Below are 15,428 nucleotides of genomic sequence, written 5' to 3'. Positions count from 1 at the left end.
TAGCCCTCCAGGTGGTTTACAGTTCCTGGGTGCGGGGTAGCCAGGCGGGGCGCTTTGCTTCGTAGGCAGTAATCGCCTCTTCGTGCTGGAGGGTCAGGCCGATGTCGTCCAAGCCTTCCATCAGGCGCCAACGGACGTAATCATCAATCTGGAAGGGCACAGTCAAAGCACCGACGGTGACAGTCTTTTCTTCCAGGTCAACGGTGATCTCGGTGCCAGGTTCGGTCTCCAGCTGCTTCCAGATCAGTTCAATGTTGTCTTGATCAACCTGGGCGGCGACCAGGCCCTGCTTGCCGGAGTTACCGCGGAAGATATCAGCGAAACGGGCTGAAATCACAACACGGAAGCCGTAGTCTTTCAACGCCCAGACCGCGTGTTCACGGGAGGAGCCGGTACCAAAATCGGGGCCAGCCACCAGGACGGTCCCCTGCTTGTAGGGTTCCTGGTTGAGGATGAAGTTTTCGTCCTTCCGCCAGCCAGCAAACAGGGCGTCGTCAAAGCCGGTCTTGGTGACGCGCTTCAGATAGACGGCGGGGATAATCTGGTCGGTATCGACGTTCGAGGCACGCAGGGGCACCCCAATGCCGGTGTGTTTTTTAATAGGTTCCATGAGAAATCCTTTGGGTCAGGCAGGTGCTTAGAGATCAGCCGGTGAGGAGAGGGTACCGCGGATAGCGGTAGCGGCGGCAACCAGCGGGGAGACCAGGTGGGTGCGGCCACCCTTGCCCTGGCGTCCTTCAAAGTTACGGTTGGAGGTTGAGGCACAGCGCTCACCGGGGGCCAGCTGGTCGGGGTTCATCCCCAGGCACATGGAGCAGCCAGCAAAACGCCAGTCAGCACCGAAGTCCTTAAAAATCTGATCCAGCCCCTCTTCTTCAGCCTGGGCACGCACCTTCTGGGACCCGGGCACGACCATCATACGGACACCCTCGGCCATCTTCTGGCCCTTGACAATCTCAGCAGCTGCGCGGAGATCTTCGATCCGGGAGTTAGTGCAAGAACCCAGGAAGACGACGTCCACGGGGATGTCCTTCATGGGAGTGCCTGCGGTCAGGTCCATGTATTCCAGGGCGCGGGAGGCGGCCTTCTGCTCGTTCTCGTCCTCAAAGTCTTCGGGGAAGGGAACGGCCTGGGAGAGGGGGACGCCCTGGCCGGGGTTGGTGCCCCAGGTGACGAAGGGTTCTAGCTCGTCGGCGTTGATGAAGACCTCCCGATCGAAGGTTGCTCCCTCATCAGTGGGCAGGGTCTTCCAGTATTCAACAGCAGCGTCCCAGTTCTCGCCGGTGGGGGCGTGGGGGCGACCCTTGACGTAGTCAAAGGTGGTCTGGTCGGGGGCGACCATACCGGCGCGGGCACCTGCTTCGATGGACATGTTGCAGATAGTCATCCGGCCTTCCATGGAGAGGGCGCGGATGGCAGAACCCCGGTATTCCAGGACGTAGCCCTGGCCACCGCCGGTGCCGATTTCCGCGATAACAGCCAGGATGATGTCCTTAGCGGTGACCCCGGGCTTGAGGGTACCTTCGACGTTAATCGCCATGGTCTTGAAGGGGGCCAGGGGCAGGGTCTGGGTGGCCATGACGTGTTCCACCTCAGAGGTTCCAATGCCGAAGGCCAGGGCGCCAAAAGCGCCGTGGGTTGAGGTATGGGAGTCGCCGCACACCACGGTCATGCCGGGCATCGTCAGGCCCAGCTGGGGGCCCACGACGTGCACGATGCCCTGTTCCTTATCACCCAGGGAGTGGATACGGACGCCGAATTCCTCGGCGTTCTTGCGCAGGGTTTCGATCTGGGTGCGGGAGGTCAGATCAGCGATGGTGGAGAAAATGTTCTCGGTGGGGGTGTTGTGGTCCTCAGTTGCGATGGTGAGGTCAAGCCGACGCAGGGGCCGTCCTTCAAGACGCAGACCCTCAAAGGCCTGGGGCGAGGTGACTTCGTGGACCAGGTGCAGGTCGATGTAGAGCAGGTCGGGCTTGCCGTCGGTGCCGGGCACTACAGTGTGCGCCTCCCAGACCTTTTCAGCCAGAGTTCGCGGGGTATGGTCGGTAATACCAGCCATTGAGTCCTCCATAGATTTCTTGTGATGCATTAACCAGTTTGACGCGACCACCCAAAAGTTTCCAATAACTGAACTTGCATATCAGAATATGAGAAGTCATTATAGTAGGAGGACACAATCCAGAATGCTCTGGTCTTTCACACCCGAAAGGCCCCTCAGCACCGCACCCACCGGCCCCTATTGGCCCCACACCAGGCGAAAGTTTTCACCATGCAAGATACCCGCAGCTCAGGCGTCGGCGTCCTCGACAAAGCCGCGCACATCCTTGACTGCCTCGAAGCTGGCCCCGCGACCCTCTCCCAGCTTGTTGAAGCCACCGGCCTCGCCCGTCCTACCGCCCACCGCCTCGCAGTAGCCCTGACCCACCACCGCCTCGTAGCCCGGGACGTCCAGGGCCGCTTCATGCTCGGCCCCCGCCTGGGCGAACTCTCTAGCGCAGCCGGCGAAGACCGCCTCATCGCAGCCGCCGGCCCTGTCCTCAACAACCTGCGCAATGCAACCGGTGAGTCCTCCCAGATTTTCCGCCGCCAAGGTGACTGGCGGGTTTGTGTTGCATCAGCTGAACGTCCTATCGGCCTGCGTGACACCATTCCGGTGGGCACCCAGCTGTCTATGAAGGCCGGTTCAGCAGCCCAGGTCCTGACCGCCTGGGAGGACCATGCCCGCCTGGTCGAGGGCCTGCATAATGCCCGCTTCTCAGCCACCATGCTTGCTGCTGTCCGCCGCAGGGGCTGGGCCCAGTCCGTGGGCGAACGTGAGCGTGGCACCGCCTCCGTCTCAGCGCCGGTGCGCTCCCCCTCCGGCAAGGTGATTGCTGCGGTGTCTATCTCTGGGCCTATCGAACGCCTAACCCGCCAGCCCGGCCGTCTGCATGCTGAAGTGGTGTGTGAGGCTGCCGCTGCCCTCACCGAGGCCCTGCGCAGCTAACCCTGCGCCCTCCCCCACCTTTGGACCAGCTTTACCCCACTTGTAGGTAGCTAGAACCAGGTTTTTGAGCTAAAGCTGGTCCAAATCCAAACGTGCGACAAAAATCCCCACCGAGGACGTCCTCGGTGGGGATTTCTGTTTGCCCAACTACCCTAGCGGGCCTGGTTCAGAGCCCGGCGGTAGTCATCAAGGCGGGCCAGTTCATCAGCAACCGGCTCAGCAATACACCGGGCAGCTACCTCACCCATGTTGGTTTCCAGCTGCTTGCGAATGCCCTTAGCGTACAGGCGGTGGCCCGCTGCCGCAAAGGCCCGACCCAGCCCCGCCACCACAACTCCCAGGAGCAAGCCGGTGACCACCAGCAGGGTCGGCACAGGCAGGGGGAAGCCCTCAACCGTCGGCGGCTCAGGCAGGATAATCTGGAAGTAACCAGCCAAAGCCAGGGCTGTGAGCCACAAGAGGCCAACCAGGGCTGCCCCCAGGGCAAGCCACTGCAGGATGTTCAGCAGGTGCCACCACCAACGCTTTTTCTGGGCATCGTAGTGGACGGTTGCCGCTGCCCGTTCAATTTCAACCGGCAGGGAGTCCTCAAAGGTGCGGGCAGCCTCCCTAATCGAGTGGCTCCACGGCTCCCCCACCCCGGCACTGACAGCCGCAGCATAGGTACGGATAGAAGTGCTCAGGGCAGCCTTTTGAGGGGCACCTAGCGGGGGCAGGGAGGATTTAGAAATGGGGGCCCCGTCATGGTCCTTGTGGAGGCCTAAGCGTTTGAGGGGGTCCCGTTTGATTTTGAGCAGCCAGCGGGTTGCAATCCAGCCGGTCGATGAGGCTGCATGGAGCTTATAGGAGTCTGCCGCAGCCTTGACCAGGGCTTCTGCCCCGGAGGCAGCATAGACCCCGTCCTCAAGTGCGGTGGTAGCGGTGGCGGTGATACCGGCCGGCTCTCCCCCGCCGTCCTGGGTAGAGAGTGCGGTTCTAACGCCAGCCAGGTCGGCATCGATACGGGCAACAGCTGCGCTCTTGGCGACAGCCACCTGGCCCAATACCTCCCTCAGCCGGGGGATATTGTGGCCGGTCTTGGCTGAGACTCCCAGGGGGTCAGCCATGAGGGTGCTGGTCAGCCCGTCCTTGGCTAAAAGGAGCTTGAGGGAATCGAGCACGCCCGGCACCTCGGCTTCGTCCAGTCGGTCTATCTGGTTCAGGACGGCCAGGGTCACGGCGCCGTGGGCGGCGAGGGGCTGGATGAAGTCCTGGTGGATGACTGCGTCCGCGTATTTTTGGGGGTCCATGACCCAGACTAGAACGTCTACGCACTGGGCCATTTTCTCCACGATCGCCCGGTTGGAGGCCTCTACAGAATCGAAGTCAGGCAGGTCGAGCAGGACGAGCCCGCCGGTAGCCTGTTCGGTCTTTCCGGCTCCCACCGAACGGCGGATTTTATTCCACATGCCCACGGTCACCGGCACGTCGGCGCGATTGAGGGCCTCTGCTGCCTGGGCGGGGTCTTCGTCCATATAGGTGCGGTTTTCTACTCCCAGCCAGTCCAGTAGGGGTTCGACCCCGTCCTTACCCCAGATTGCGGCCTGGGCGGTGGAGGTGGTGGGGCGGCGGGCGGCGCTCTTGGCGATCTCCTTGCCGACCACGGCGTTGAAAAGGGTTGACTTGCCCGAACCGGTTGCCCCGAAGAAGCCGATGACGGTGTGTTCGGCGGAGAGTTCTCGGCGGGCAGCTGCCCGGTCCAGGACGGCCCAGGCCTCGCGGGAGATAGCCGGATCAATACGGCCCTCTCCAAGTTCTAGGGCAGTTTCTAGGGCTTCAACCCGGGCTGCTAGAGCTGTAGTAGTGGGGTTGTTCTCAGGTGAGCTCACGGGTTTAGCTTTCGGTGGTTTCGGGATTTTCGGTGGGGACGGACGGGCCAGTGGCGGTTTGGTCAGCGCCAGAATCAGGGGCTGAGGGTACGGGGGTACTGAGGCCGGTAGCTAGGCCCTGGGAGGCTGCGCTGAAAGTTTCGGCTGCCAGCTTCAGATCAGCTGGGGTGGGGGCCGCCGCGTCAGGGTCTACAGCCCCGTCAAGCAGGGCAGTAAAGCGCTGTTTCTGGCTTTCCAGTAGCTCCTGCATACGGGCCTCCAGACGGCTTCGGGCCCCGGCTGCCATGCGGCGCACGGCGTCCTCGCCGAAAATAGCTTCCAGTAGCTTCTGGCCGACCACGCCTGAACCACCAGCGATACCGACCTCTAGGCCGGTGAGTCCGCCGGTCATCGAGAAGACCGCAACCATCAAGATCAGGGCCATAGCGTTGACACCTAGTGACATAAACCGGGCCTTTTGGCGTTTACCGGCTCCTTCAGCCGAAATGATGTCCATGACGTCCTGTTGCCAGGCCCGGATCGATTCGGCCACTTCCTCTGAGAAGCCCTCCCCGAGGGAGGCAATATCTCGTCCGCCCAGCAGGGCCCTGCCTGCCTGGTCGTCCAGCCAGCGGCGCTGGGCTGTTTCAGCAGCGGAAGCGGCCTCTTCCATGATGATCGAGTGCAGGCCGATTTCCAGGGCCTGTTCAACCTCAACGGCACGGGTGGGCGGGGTGCCCCGGAAGAAACCGGCCACCCGGTCCCGGACCTTGCCAATAGTGGTTTCGACCTGGCGGAAGAACTCTCCGGTCCCTACGAAATCCTGCCAGCGGGAGAGAACCTCGCCGCGGAGCATCTGCCCGTCCTGGGTAGCCACCGTGAGGTTTTCAAGAGCCTGGGTGAAGGCAGACTCCACATCGGCCCTGAGGCGGTTCTCTGCCTGCTCCTGATCCTCTGCAGCCTCAACCAGCTGGGAGGCTTGCTGGGCTACTGACCGTACCGCCCCTTCCAGAGTCCTTCGGGCAATCTGGGAGCGGGCGTCCGCGTCAGCGCCCAGGGAGCGCAGCCAGAAAATCAGGGGCAGGAGGGCAGCTGAGGGCAGCAGGCCCCGCTCGTCCCGCTCTTGTTCGGTGACGGAGTGAATCAGGGCCGGGGTGATACCGGCCTCGGTGAGCATCCGGGTCAGGTCAGCTTCAATTTCGTCCTCGGCCCCTTCGGGCACGCGGTTGAGCACCACGGCGATGGTGATGTCACGGGCTGCTGCCTGACGCAAGATTTCCCAGGGTACAGCGTCTGCGTAGCGGTTGGCCGTGGTGACGAAGAGCCAGAGGTCGGCCGCCCGAAGAAGCTGCTGGGCCAGGCGGCGGTTTTCATCTGAGACAGAGTCAAAGTCGGGGGCGTCAATGAGGGCGATACCTGCAGGTAGGGAGTCCACAGGGACGGTCACCAACTCGTCCTGACCGGTGTGGGGGTTGGCCCCGGGCAGGGCCTCCCCCGGGGCAACCGGCACCCGGACCAGGTTGGGCAAGATACGCTCTGGGGTGAAGGCTTCGGCGTCTTCAGGGCGGTGCAGCAGGACGGGCTGGCGGGTGGTGGGGCGGATCGCACCTGATCGGGTGACCGGCTCCCCCATGAGGGTATTGACCAGGGTTGATTTACCGGCGCCGGTGGAGCCGCCCACAACGACGGTGAGGGGGGCATCCAGGGTTGCTAGTTTGGGCAGGATGTAATCATCGAGCTGGGTGACGATGGTTCCTGCCAGGTTCTGGGCTTTGTCAGCACTGCCTGTGGTCAGGGGGAAACGGGCGGACGCGATGGTGTTGCGGGCGTCGCGCACAGCTGTGAGGGTGTGAGTGATTGAAGTATTGTGCACACTTATTATTCTCGCACGGCTCTGCCCAAGGGCCTGGATTCAGGCAAAGAAAAAGTCCCCTACTTCTGTGTGAAGTAGGGGACTTTTTAGCCTGTGACCCCAACCGGATTTGAACCGGTGTTGCCGCCGTGAGAGGGCGGAGTACTAGGCCGCTATACGATGGGGCCGAAACTCTTTCGAGTTGTTACCGTTTCCGGCAACAGATAAAACTATACACACGGGATTCACCTACAGGCAAATTGAGCATGTGTAATCTGCACTACCCCAGTTTTCATCAAGCGCTACCCGGTTCGGACGAAGGTAGGGGTTAGATTTAGACCGACTGCATTATAGGGTATGAAAAAATCCCCCGCTTCCATAGAAGCGAGGGATTTTAGCCTGTGACCCCAACCGGATTTGAACCGGTGTTGCCGCCGTGAGAGGGCGGAGTACTAGGCCGCTATACGATGGGGCCGCAACATCTTGACTCAAGATGTTCGCTGGGATACCAGGACTCGAACCTAGAATGACGGTACCAGAAACCGTAGTGTTGCCAATTACACCATATCCCATTATTATTTGCTCCGGTCTGATTTCCTGTCGGAAGTCATCGCCGCAACGAGTAATAACTCTATACCAGCTTTCACCCCCGTGCAACTTGAAACCTGTAGAGCTGGCTCACATTTAGCCTGGCCCTCTAGGGTTTACCTTGATTTTTCGGGGTTTTTGCCGTGAAAATTTTTGCAAAAATTCTTGAAAAAGCCGCTACAGGCGTCCTCAACTACTCCTTTCAGCCGCAGCTGGTAGGAAGAAAGCACCGCCCCGCTCCTCTGCTGAAGACAGGGAAACGGGGCGGGGCGTGAGCTAAACCTCGATATTTTTTAGGCCAGGGAAGCGCGCAGCTTCTTCAGGCGGGCCAGGGAGGAATCCTTACCGAGAATCTCCATGGATTCAAAGAGAGGCGGTGAGATACGCTGACCGCTCATAGCGGTACGGACCGGGCCGAAGGCCAGGCGGGGCTTGATTTCCAGTCCATCAACGATAGCTTCGCGCAGGGCAGCTTCGATAGTTGCAGCGGTGAAATCGGTCAGGCCCTCGACTGCGGTGATAGCCGCATCCAGAACTGCCGGTGCTGATTCCTTAAGCTGCTTGGCGGCGTCCTCAGCAACCTCAATGTTCTCATCTGCGGTGAAGAGGAAGCCCAGCAGGCCGGGGGCCTCCCCCAGAAGCTGCATGCGCTCTTGTACCAGGGGCGCTGCCTCAGTCAGAATAGCCTGCTCACGCTCGGTCAGCTGCTCAAAGCTCTCGGCAGAGACCAAATCGGCCTTGTGCAGGAAGGGAACCAGGCGGTTACGGAAGTCCTCTGCTTCCAACAGGCGGATGTGGGTGCCGTTGATAGCCTCAGCCTTCTTGACGTCAAAGCGGGCGGGGTTGGCCAGAACGTCCTTGATATCGAAGGCAGCCACCATCTGGTCCATGGTGAAGATATCTTCGTCGTGGGAGAGGGACCAGCCCAGCAGGGAGAGGTAGTTGAGCAGGCCCTCCTTGATGAAGCCGGCATCCAGCAGGTTGTAGAGGCTGGATTCGGGGTCGCGCTTAGAAAGCTTCTTGTTGCCCTGGCCCATGACGTAGGGCAGGTGGCCGAATTCGGGGATGAAGCTGGTGACTCCCACCTCAACCAGGGCCCGGTAGAGGGCAATCTGGCGGGGGGTTGAGGAAAGCAGGTCTTCACCGCGCAGCACATGGGTGATGCCCATCAGGGCGTCGTCCACGGGGTTGACCAGGGTGTAGAGGGGCTTGCCGTTGGCGCGGACGACCACGAAGTCGGGTACAGAACCGGCCTTGAAGGTGATGTCACCGCGCACCAGGTCGTGGAAGGTGATGTCTTCATCGGGCATGCGCAGGCGCAGGACGGGCTGGCGGCCCTCGGCCCGGTAGGCGGCCTTCTGCTCTTCAGTCAGGTTCCGGTCAAAGTTGTCGTAGCCCAGCTTGGGGTCTTCGCCCTTGGCCTTGTGACGCTCTTCAACCTCTTCAGGGGTGGAGAAGTCTTCGTAGACGAACCCGCCGGCCTTGAGCTTCTCTACAACCTCAGCGTAGATGTCCATACGTTCTGACTGGCGGTAGGGCTCGTGAGGGCCGCCGACGCCGACGCCTTCGTCCCAGTTGATGCCCAGCCACTGCAGGGATTCGAGCACCTGGTTGAAGGATTCTTCGGAGTCGCGGGCAGCGTCGGTATCTTCGATGCGGAAGACCATGGTGCCGCCGGTGTGCTTGGCATAGGCCCAGTTGAAGAGGGCGGTACGCACCATGCCCACGTGCGGGGTGCCGGTGGGTGAGGGGCAGAAGCGGACGCGGGTTTCGCTGGGGTCGTTAAGTTTCAGAGCGTAATCACTCATGGATGTTGGCACATCCCTTTCTTCTTGAAAGCTGGTGGTGGGTTCTAGTTTACTCGCCGCTTTTCTCCGGCGCGGAACTTTGCTGAGGGAGGATGTTTACTCAGCGCGGACGGTGTTGATCAGGGAGCCGACGCCCTCTACCTCAATCTCGACCTCGTTACCTGCGCTCAGGCGTCCTACCCCTGCGGGGGTGCCGGTGAGGATCACATCACCGGGCAGCAGGGTGAAGTATTCACTGGCTGCGGCGACGAGTTCGGCGACGGAGAAGACCATGTCGGCGGTGGTGCCGTCCTGTTTGAGGTCGCCGTCCACCCAGGTTTGGATGGCCAGGTCGTCGGTATCGAGTTCAGTTTCGATCCAGGGGCCGAGGGGGCAGGCGCCGTCGAAGCCCTTGGCCCGGGCCCACTGGATATCGGTTTTTTGGGTGTCGCGGGCGGTCAGGTCGTTGGCGACGGTGAAGCCGTAGATAACTTCGGGCACGCGGTCTAGGGGCACGGACTTGGCGATACGGCCGATGACGACGGCGAGCTCACCTTCGAAGGAGACGTTGTCTGACCATTCGGGCAGGGCGATGGGGTCGCCGGGGCCGATGACTGAGGTGTTGGGCTTGAAGAAGAACTGGGGGGTGGTGGGGGTTTCGTTGCCCAGTTCGCTGGCGTGGTCGCGCCAGTTGCGGGCCACACCAATGACCTTGGAGCGGGGAATGATGGGGGCAAGCAGGCGGACGTCCGCTAGGGGGTATCGCTTGTCGGTGGGGTTAATGCCGGTGTAGAAGGGGTCGCCGGAGAGAACGGTAACGGTCTCCTCGCCGGATTCCCCTTCAACCAGGCCAAAGTGCAGGGTATCGTCTACAGTAAATCGGGCAATGCGCATGGTTCTAGACTACCGGACTTGAGCACAAGGTTAACCGCTTTTTGTAGGGACCAGATTCCTCTCAAATTCCCTCATCTCAATAGATACAACCGTCACTTTTCTGCTCCATTCGCAAAAAGCGGCAGCACTGGCTGAATTTTAGAAGTCGTTGACAGCGTGCGCCCCGCTGTCCTACAGTAAGCACCAGTTCTTGTTCCCTACGGAAGGCTCCCCCAGTGGATTTTTCAGCAGCTCTCTAGACCACGCTGAAACCCCTCACCGCGGTTTTCAGCAGTTCACCTCTTTGACGCTGAATGGATCGCACCCTCATGCCTATTTCCGTACCCGAACCTCACCTTTCTTTTAACAGCCTCAGCCTAATCTGGCCCGACGGCACCCCCTGCTTTGAAAACCTCACCGGCGCTGTCAGTGCCCCGGTTACAGCTCTCATTGGCGATAACGGCTCCGGCAAATCAACCCTGCTCAAGCTTCTAGCTGGCACCCTAAAACCAACGAGTGGCAGCATTAGCCGGCCCGGTACCGTGGCCTACCTGCCCCAGGATTTAGGACTCACCCCGCAGACCACCATCGCCGACCTCTTCGCTATCACCGACATCCTCGACGCCCTCACCGTGCTAGAAGCCGGCGACTACTCAGAAGAGCTCTACGAGCGAATCGGTGATAACTGGGACTCCGCCGAGCAAGCCCAGGCTACCCTGGCCGCGTCCGGCTTCTCCCCCGCCCTAACCACTACCGACGCCCACGCCCTCATGCGGCGTACCGTCGGCACACTCTCAGGTGGCGAGGCCGTCACCGCAGCCCTCACAGCCCTAGTTGCCACCCGCCCCGGCGTCCTACTATTGGATGAGCCCACCAACAACCTCGACGCCGACGCCCGCGCTACTCTCTACCGACTCCTAGATACTCTGCCCTGCCCCGTGCTCGTGGTCAGTCACGACCGCGACCTGCTCGAGCGGGTCGATGAAGTGCTGGAACTCAGACAGGGAACCCTGCGCTTTTTCACCGGTAACTACAGCGCCTACCGGCAGGCTATTGACATAGAGCAGGACGCTGCCGCCCGCCACCTGCGCGAGGCCAAGCAGGTTGAGCAGCAGGAAAACCGGGAGCGTATCGAGGCAGAAACCAAGCTGGCCCGCGCAGCCCGGGCTGGGGCGACCGCCCAGGCTCACCGGCGGGGCTCGCGTATGTCGATGGGGCTGGCAGCTTCCTCAGCCCAGCGGTCAGCCGCAAAGGTTCGGCAGACCCACAAGGGCAGACTTGACGCTGCTACTGCAACCCGGAAGGCCCGGGAACGGGATATCCGCGAGGACCAGGCCATCTATCTTGACCTGCCAGGCACCCTGGTGCCAGCAGGTAAGAGGGTGCTGGAGCTAACCCTACGGCAGGGCACCGGTGCGGACGCCAGCCCCCACCAGGGTGAGCAGGAGCAGGCGGGTGACGGGGCGGCAGCGGCTACTCCCCTGCCTGAGCGGCTGATTGTCAAGGGCCCAGAGCGCCTGCGGCTGACCGGGGCTAACGGGTCAGGTAAGAGCACCCTTCTGAGGGCAATTATGGGAGAAGCCCAGGCAGCCGACACCGCCCACTACACCTGCGACTACCGGGTAGCGAACACCGGCTACCTGCCCCAACGGCTGGCCCTCCCCCAGGACCAAAGCATGCTGCAGCTGGTCATGGACGCCAACCCGACGCTGACCGAACAGCAGGTGCGCGACGACCTAGCCCGACTGCTCTTCCGCCGGGAACGGGTGCACCTGCCCGTGGGAGTACTCTCCGGCGGTGAGCGATTCCGCGTGGCCCTAGCAACCGTCCTCTTGGCCAGCCCGGCACCCCAGCTGCTGATTCTCGATGAGCCCACCAACAACCTCGATATGGCCTCGGTGGACTGGCTAATCCAGGCGCTTGCCTCCTATGAGGGGGCCCTCCTGGTCGTCAGCCACGACGAAGCCTTTTGTGCACAGTTAGGTCTGACGGACGTCATAACGCTCCCCAAGCACCATTAGAAAAGACCATTTAAACTAGAAAAACCCACCTAGTTGGTGGGTTTTTCTAATTTAGATGGTACCTACCCGAGGGGCTAGACCAGCTTGACGTTCCAGCCGAAGCGGTCCTCAACCTTGCCGGTCTGAATACCAACCAGCTCCTCGCGCAGGGCCATGGTGACCTCGCCGCCGTCCTCACCAGAAGCCGAAGGGATCTCAAAGTCAGCGGCCTTAAGCTTACCCACGGGAGTAATCACAGCAGCAGTACCGCAGGCGAAAATCTCGGTAATCTCACCGCTTGCAACGCCCTCGCGCCACTCGCTCAGGGTGATCTTGCGTTCCTCCACGGTGTGGCCGCGGTCCTCAGCCAGCTTGATGATGGACTTACGGGTCACACCGCGCAGAATAGTGCCGGTCAGCTCGGGGGTGACGATCCGTCCGTCCTTGTAAACGAAGAAGACATTCATGCCGCCGAGCTCTTCAATGGCGTCATCGCGGTTGGGATCCTTGAAGATGACCTGCTTACAACCGTTGGCCTCACCCTCCAGCTGGGCTGCCAGGGAGGCTGCATAGTTGCCGCCGCACTTGGCTTCGCCGGTGCCGCCCACACCAGCGCGGGCGTAAGTGGTGGAAAGCCAAATATCAACGGGCTTGGGGGTGCCGAAGTAGTTACCGGCAGGGGACGCAATGATGAAGAAAGAAACCTCGTGGGCCGGGCGGATGCCCAGGAAAGCCTCGGTGGCAATCATGAAGGGGCGCAGGTAGAGAGATTCACCGTCACCGCTGGGCACCCAGTCGGCATCGATAGTGACCAGCTGACGGATAGCCTCAACGAAGAGTTCTTCGGGCAGGTTGGGCAGCACCAGGCGGTCTGCTGACTTATTCAGACGGGAGGCGTTCTCTTCGGGGCGGAAGGTGGTGATGGAGCCGTCCGCTTGGCGGTAAGCTTTGATGCCCTCAAAGATTTCCTGGCCGTAGTGGAAGACGGAGGCCGCCGGGTCCAGGGTCAGGGGGCCGTAGGGCAGGACCTGGGCATTAATCCATTCGCCGCCGTCGGTGTGGGTGCCGCGCCAGTCAATGCGCACCATGTGGTCGGTGAAGTAGTTACCGAAGCCGGGGTTGGCGAGGATCTCGGCGCGTCGTTCGGCACTGGTGGGGTTGGGGTTGCGGTTGATAGTGAATTCGAGTGACATGGGTGTCCTTCGCTTCTGTAAATCTTGGGGTCATCTTAAGATTACCCCAGCTAGGTTTGCTTGTGTTATCTAGCTAACGTAAGAACCCCAACGGGAGGGCCGGTGGGGTTCTGAGGAATTAGCCGAGTTGGGCCAGGATAGCGTCACCGATTTCGTCGGTTGAGCGGGTCGCCCCGGGGTTGGCGGCCAGGTCTGCTTCTACGGCCTGCTCAATCCGGGCGGCTGAAGACTCGTGGCCCAGGTGGCGCAAGAGCATGGCAGCTGCCAGGACGGTCGCGGTCGGGTTGGCCTTGTTCTGCCCGGCAATGTCAGGGGCTGAGCCGTGGACGGGTTCAAACATGGAGGGGAAGGTGCCGTCAGCGTTGATGTTGCCGCAGGCGGCGTAACCGATGCCGCCGGTGATAGCGCCTGCCTGGTCGGTAAGGATGTCGCCAAAGAGGTTATCGGTGACAATCACATCGAAGCGGGCGGGGTCGGTGGTGAAGAAAATGGTGGCTGCATCAATGTGCAGGTAGTCGGTGGTGACCTGGGGGTATTCTTCAGCGACCTTGTTGAAGATTCGGGTGTAGAGGGCACCGGCGTTGACCAGCACGTTGGTCTTGTGAATCAGGGTCAGCTTTTTCTTCTCGCGGCTGGCGGCCAGGTCGAAGGCGTAACGCACCAGGCGTTCGATACCGTAGGCGGTATTGACCGAGACTTCGGTAGCGATTTCAGCGTCGGTACCGGCTCGTAGCACACCGCCGTTACCGGCGTAGGGGCCTTCGGTGCCTTCACGGACGACGACGAAGTCAATCTCACCGGGGTTGGTCAGGGGTGAAACAGCGCCGGGGAAGAGACGCGAGGGGCGCAGGTTGATGTAGTGGTCGAAGGAGAAGCGCAGGTTGAGCAGGATTTCTCGTTCGATCAGGCCGCTGGGCACGGCGGAGGAGCGCGGGTCGGCGCCCACTGCACCAAAAAGGATGGCATCGTGCTTGGCCAGGGCGGTCTTTGTCTCGTCGGTGAGGGTCTGACCGGTGGCTAGCCAGTGTTCTGCACCGAGGGGGTATTCGGTGGAGGTGACGGTGATGTTCTCGAGTTCGGCGGCGCGGGTGAGGACGCGGTGGGCTTGGGCTACTACTTCGGGGCCAATGCCGTCGCCGGGGATGACGGCCAGGTTGATGGAGCTGTTTTCAGTCATGTTTAAAGGCTAGTCCTGCGAGCGCAGCTTTGCCCATATTTTGACTGGTAGTTTCATATATTGAATTAGGGTGTGAGGTCGCCGGTAGCCGGCAGTGCCTCTACCGGTTTATTGCCGGTGGGGGCTACTTCTAGAGTGGTAAGCCTGCCACCAGCCAGATGGGCGAGGACGAGCGCGTCCCCGCCCTGGGTACCTACGGATAGGTAGGTGCGCGGCAGGTCCCGATTGATGGGCTCGCCCGGGTAAAGCAGGTTGTAGGTGAGGCAGGTGCCGCAGTCGCAGATCTGCTCAATCTGAGCTTCTTCAAGGGCAGCAATTGCTGCCTCACGTTCTGCTGTATTCGGTTCACGGTCGCTTGGGGTTTGGGGCTGGGCCAGGCGCAGCACCGCCGCAAAGAACTCTTTTTCTTGTTCCATAGCCACACTATAAAACAACACGTCAGAAGAGTGCGTCATGACTGCCTGTGCGGGTTAGGACCAGAAGTAGTTCTTCTCGTTCTACCTTATAGATCAGTAACCAGTCGCCTTCAATGTGTAGTTCCCGGTAGCCCTTCCAGTTCCCTTTGAGCGCATGATCCTTGTATTTAGTGGAAAGCACGTCTCGGTCTTCAGCTAAAAGCGCTTCAACAGCCGTGGCGAGCTTTTCGGGCTTGTAGTGCTTTCGAAAGAGTGCTTTGGCATCTCTTTTGAACTGGCTGGTTCGGTGGATTTTAGTCAGCATCAGTCAAATCAGCCATGAGAGCCTCAACCGATGTGAAGGTTTTCCCGTGCCGCTGCTCAGCTTCCTGACGTGCTCGTACATTGAGAGGGTTCTCGCGGTGCGGAGTAAAAGGCAGACCGTTATCAACGAGCGACTGTTTGAGGAACATATTCAGTGCAGTGCTGAGGTCGAGGCCAAGGTCGCTGTAGAGTTTTCGCACCTCTTCTTTAGTGGCGCTATCGGTGCGGAAGGAAATTGTTGCATCAGCCATGAGTGCTCCTGTTATAACAGTGTCATTACATTTGCACCATACTCGCGTGAATCTATCATTTCAAGACTTTTGCCGAGAAATTCATGCGTTCGAACATCCCAGCAACAAGAAACCACATGCCTTGTCATCAGCCCCAGAGTTTGACCTGGGGTTAT

13 protein-coding genes and 3 tRNA genes are annotated in these 15,428 nt (G+C 60.7%); 2 read left to right on the top strand and 14 right to left on the bottom strand.

What is annotated here, in order from left to right:
- Window positions 1–16: 16 nt before the first annotated feature.
- Window positions 17–610, bottom strand: a complete 594-nt coding sequence (gene leuD / locus ACMXX3_RS00955; RefSeq protein WP_421082944.1) for a 3-isopropylmalate dehydratase small subunit — start codon at window positions 608–610, stop codon at window positions 17–19.
- Window positions 611–637: 27 nt separating this feature from the next.
- Window positions 638–2,071 carry a 3-isopropylmalate dehydratase large subunit gene (leuC, locus tag ACMXX3_RS00950; RefSeq protein ID WP_421082943.1) on the bottom strand — a complete coding sequence of 478 codons (1,434 nt, stop codon included), beginning with the start codon at window positions 2,069–2,071 and terminating at the stop codon, window positions 638–640.
- Between the two features lie 198 nt (window positions 2,072–2,269).
- Here leuC and ACMXX3_RS00945 point away from each other — a divergent pair, with 198 nt between their 5' ends.
- Window positions 2,270–2,986 (top strand): IclR family transcriptional regulator, encoded by a 717-nt coding sequence (locus ACMXX3_RS00945; protein WP_237188095.1) that lies wholly within the window; start codon window positions 2,270–2,272, stop codon window positions 2,984–2,986.
- Between the two features lie 152 nt (window positions 2,987–3,138).
- On the opposite strand, the gene ACMXX3_RS00940 is transcribed toward ACMXX3_RS00945, so the two are convergent.
- The 7 genes from ACMXX3_RS00940 to ACMXX3_RS00910 all read right to left on the bottom strand — a co-directional run bounded on the left by ACMXX3_RS00940 (window position 3,139) and on the right by ACMXX3_RS00910 (window position 9,954).
- Window positions 3,139–4,854, bottom strand: a complete 1,716-nt coding sequence (locus tag ACMXX3_RS00940; RefSeq protein WP_421082942.1) for a dynamin family protein — start codon at window positions 4,852–4,854, stop codon at window positions 3,139–3,141.
- A 4-nt stretch (window positions 4,855–4,858) separates the two neighbouring features.
- The gene (locus tag ACMXX3_RS00935; protein WP_421082941.1) at window positions 4,859–6,706 is read right to left on the bottom strand and encodes a dynamin family protein; all 1,848 of its coding nucleotides are present in this window, start codon (window positions 6,704–6,706) and stop codon (window positions 4,859–4,861) included.
- A gap of 94 nt (window positions 6,707–6,800) precedes the next feature.
- A tRNA-Glu gene (locus tag ACMXX3_RS00930) sits at window positions 6,801–6,873 on the bottom strand.
- A 214-nt stretch (window positions 6,874–7,087) separates the two neighbouring features.
- A tRNA-Glu gene (locus ACMXX3_RS00925) sits at window positions 7,088–7,160 on the bottom strand.
- Window positions 7,161–7,185: 25 nt separating this feature from the next.
- Window positions 7,186–7,257, bottom strand: a tRNA-Gln gene (locus tag ACMXX3_RS00920).
- 309 nt (window positions 7,258–7,566) lie between these two features.
- Window positions 7,567–9,081, bottom strand: a complete 1,515-nt coding sequence (gene gltX / locus ACMXX3_RS00915) for a glutamate--tRNA ligase (RefSeq protein WP_421082940.1) — start codon at window positions 9,079–9,081, stop codon at window positions 7,567–7,569.
- Between the two features lie 96 nt (window positions 9,082–9,177).
- Window positions 9,178–9,954, bottom strand: a complete 777-nt coding sequence (locus ACMXX3_RS00910; RefSeq protein ID WP_421082939.1) for a fumarylacetoacetate hydrolase family protein — start codon at window positions 9,952–9,954, stop codon at window positions 9,178–9,180.
- Between the two features lie 308 nt (window positions 9,955–10,262).
- Between ACMXX3_RS00910 and ACMXX3_RS00905 the strand changes: the two genes are divergently transcribed.
- A complete protein-coding gene (locus tag ACMXX3_RS00905; RefSeq protein WP_421082938.1) occupies window positions 10,263–11,954 on the top strand; it encodes an ATP-binding cassette domain-containing protein in 1,692 nt (563 codons plus the stop codon).
- Between the two features lie 74 nt (window positions 11,955–12,028).
- On the opposite strand, the gene ACMXX3_RS00900 is transcribed toward ACMXX3_RS00905, so the two are convergent.
- The 5 genes from ACMXX3_RS00900 to ACMXX3_RS00880 all read right to left on the bottom strand — a co-directional run bounded on the left by ACMXX3_RS00900 (window position 12,029) and on the right by ACMXX3_RS00880 (window position 15,273).
- Window positions 12,029–13,126, bottom strand: coding sequence for a branched-chain amino acid aminotransferase (locus ACMXX3_RS00900; RefSeq protein WP_421082937.1), 1,098 nt, complete (start codon window positions 13,124–13,126; stop codon window positions 12,029–12,031).
- A gap of 118 nt (window positions 13,127–13,244) precedes the next feature.
- Window positions 13,245–14,303: a 3-isopropylmalate dehydrogenase gene (locus ACMXX3_RS00895; RefSeq protein WP_421082936.1), complete on the bottom strand. Its 1,059-nt coding sequence runs from the start codon at window positions 14,301–14,303 to the stop codon at window positions 13,245–13,247.
- Between the two features lie 65 nt (window positions 14,304–14,368).
- The gene (locus ACMXX3_RS00890) at window positions 14,369–14,719 is read right to left on the bottom strand and encodes a hypothetical protein (RefSeq protein ID WP_421082935.1); all 351 of its coding nucleotides are present in this window, start codon (window positions 14,717–14,719) and stop codon (window positions 14,369–14,371) included.
- Window positions 14,720–14,741: 22 nt separating this feature from the next.
- Window positions 14,742–15,023: a type II toxin-antitoxin system YafQ family toxin gene (locus tag ACMXX3_RS00885; protein ID WP_421082934.1), complete on the bottom strand. Its 282-nt coding sequence runs from the start codon at window positions 15,021–15,023 to the stop codon at window positions 14,742–14,744.
- Window positions 15,013–15,273, bottom strand: a complete 261-nt coding sequence (locus ACMXX3_RS00880; RefSeq protein WP_083091292.1) for a type II toxin-antitoxin system RelB/DinJ family antitoxin — start codon at window positions 15,271–15,273, stop codon at window positions 15,013–15,015. The genes ACMXX3_RS00885 and ACMXX3_RS00880 overlap by 11 nt, the downstream gene beginning before the upstream one ends.
- Between the last annotated feature and the right edge of the window lie 155 nt (window positions 15,274–15,428).

It is taken from the genome of Rothia nasimurium (genome assembly GCF_049068285.1).
GTDB classification, from domain to species: Bacteria; Actinomycetota; Actinomycetes; order Actinomycetales; family Micrococcaceae; genus Rothia; species Rothia nasimurium_I.
This window is presented reverse-complemented; position numbering and strand designations above follow the sequence as displayed.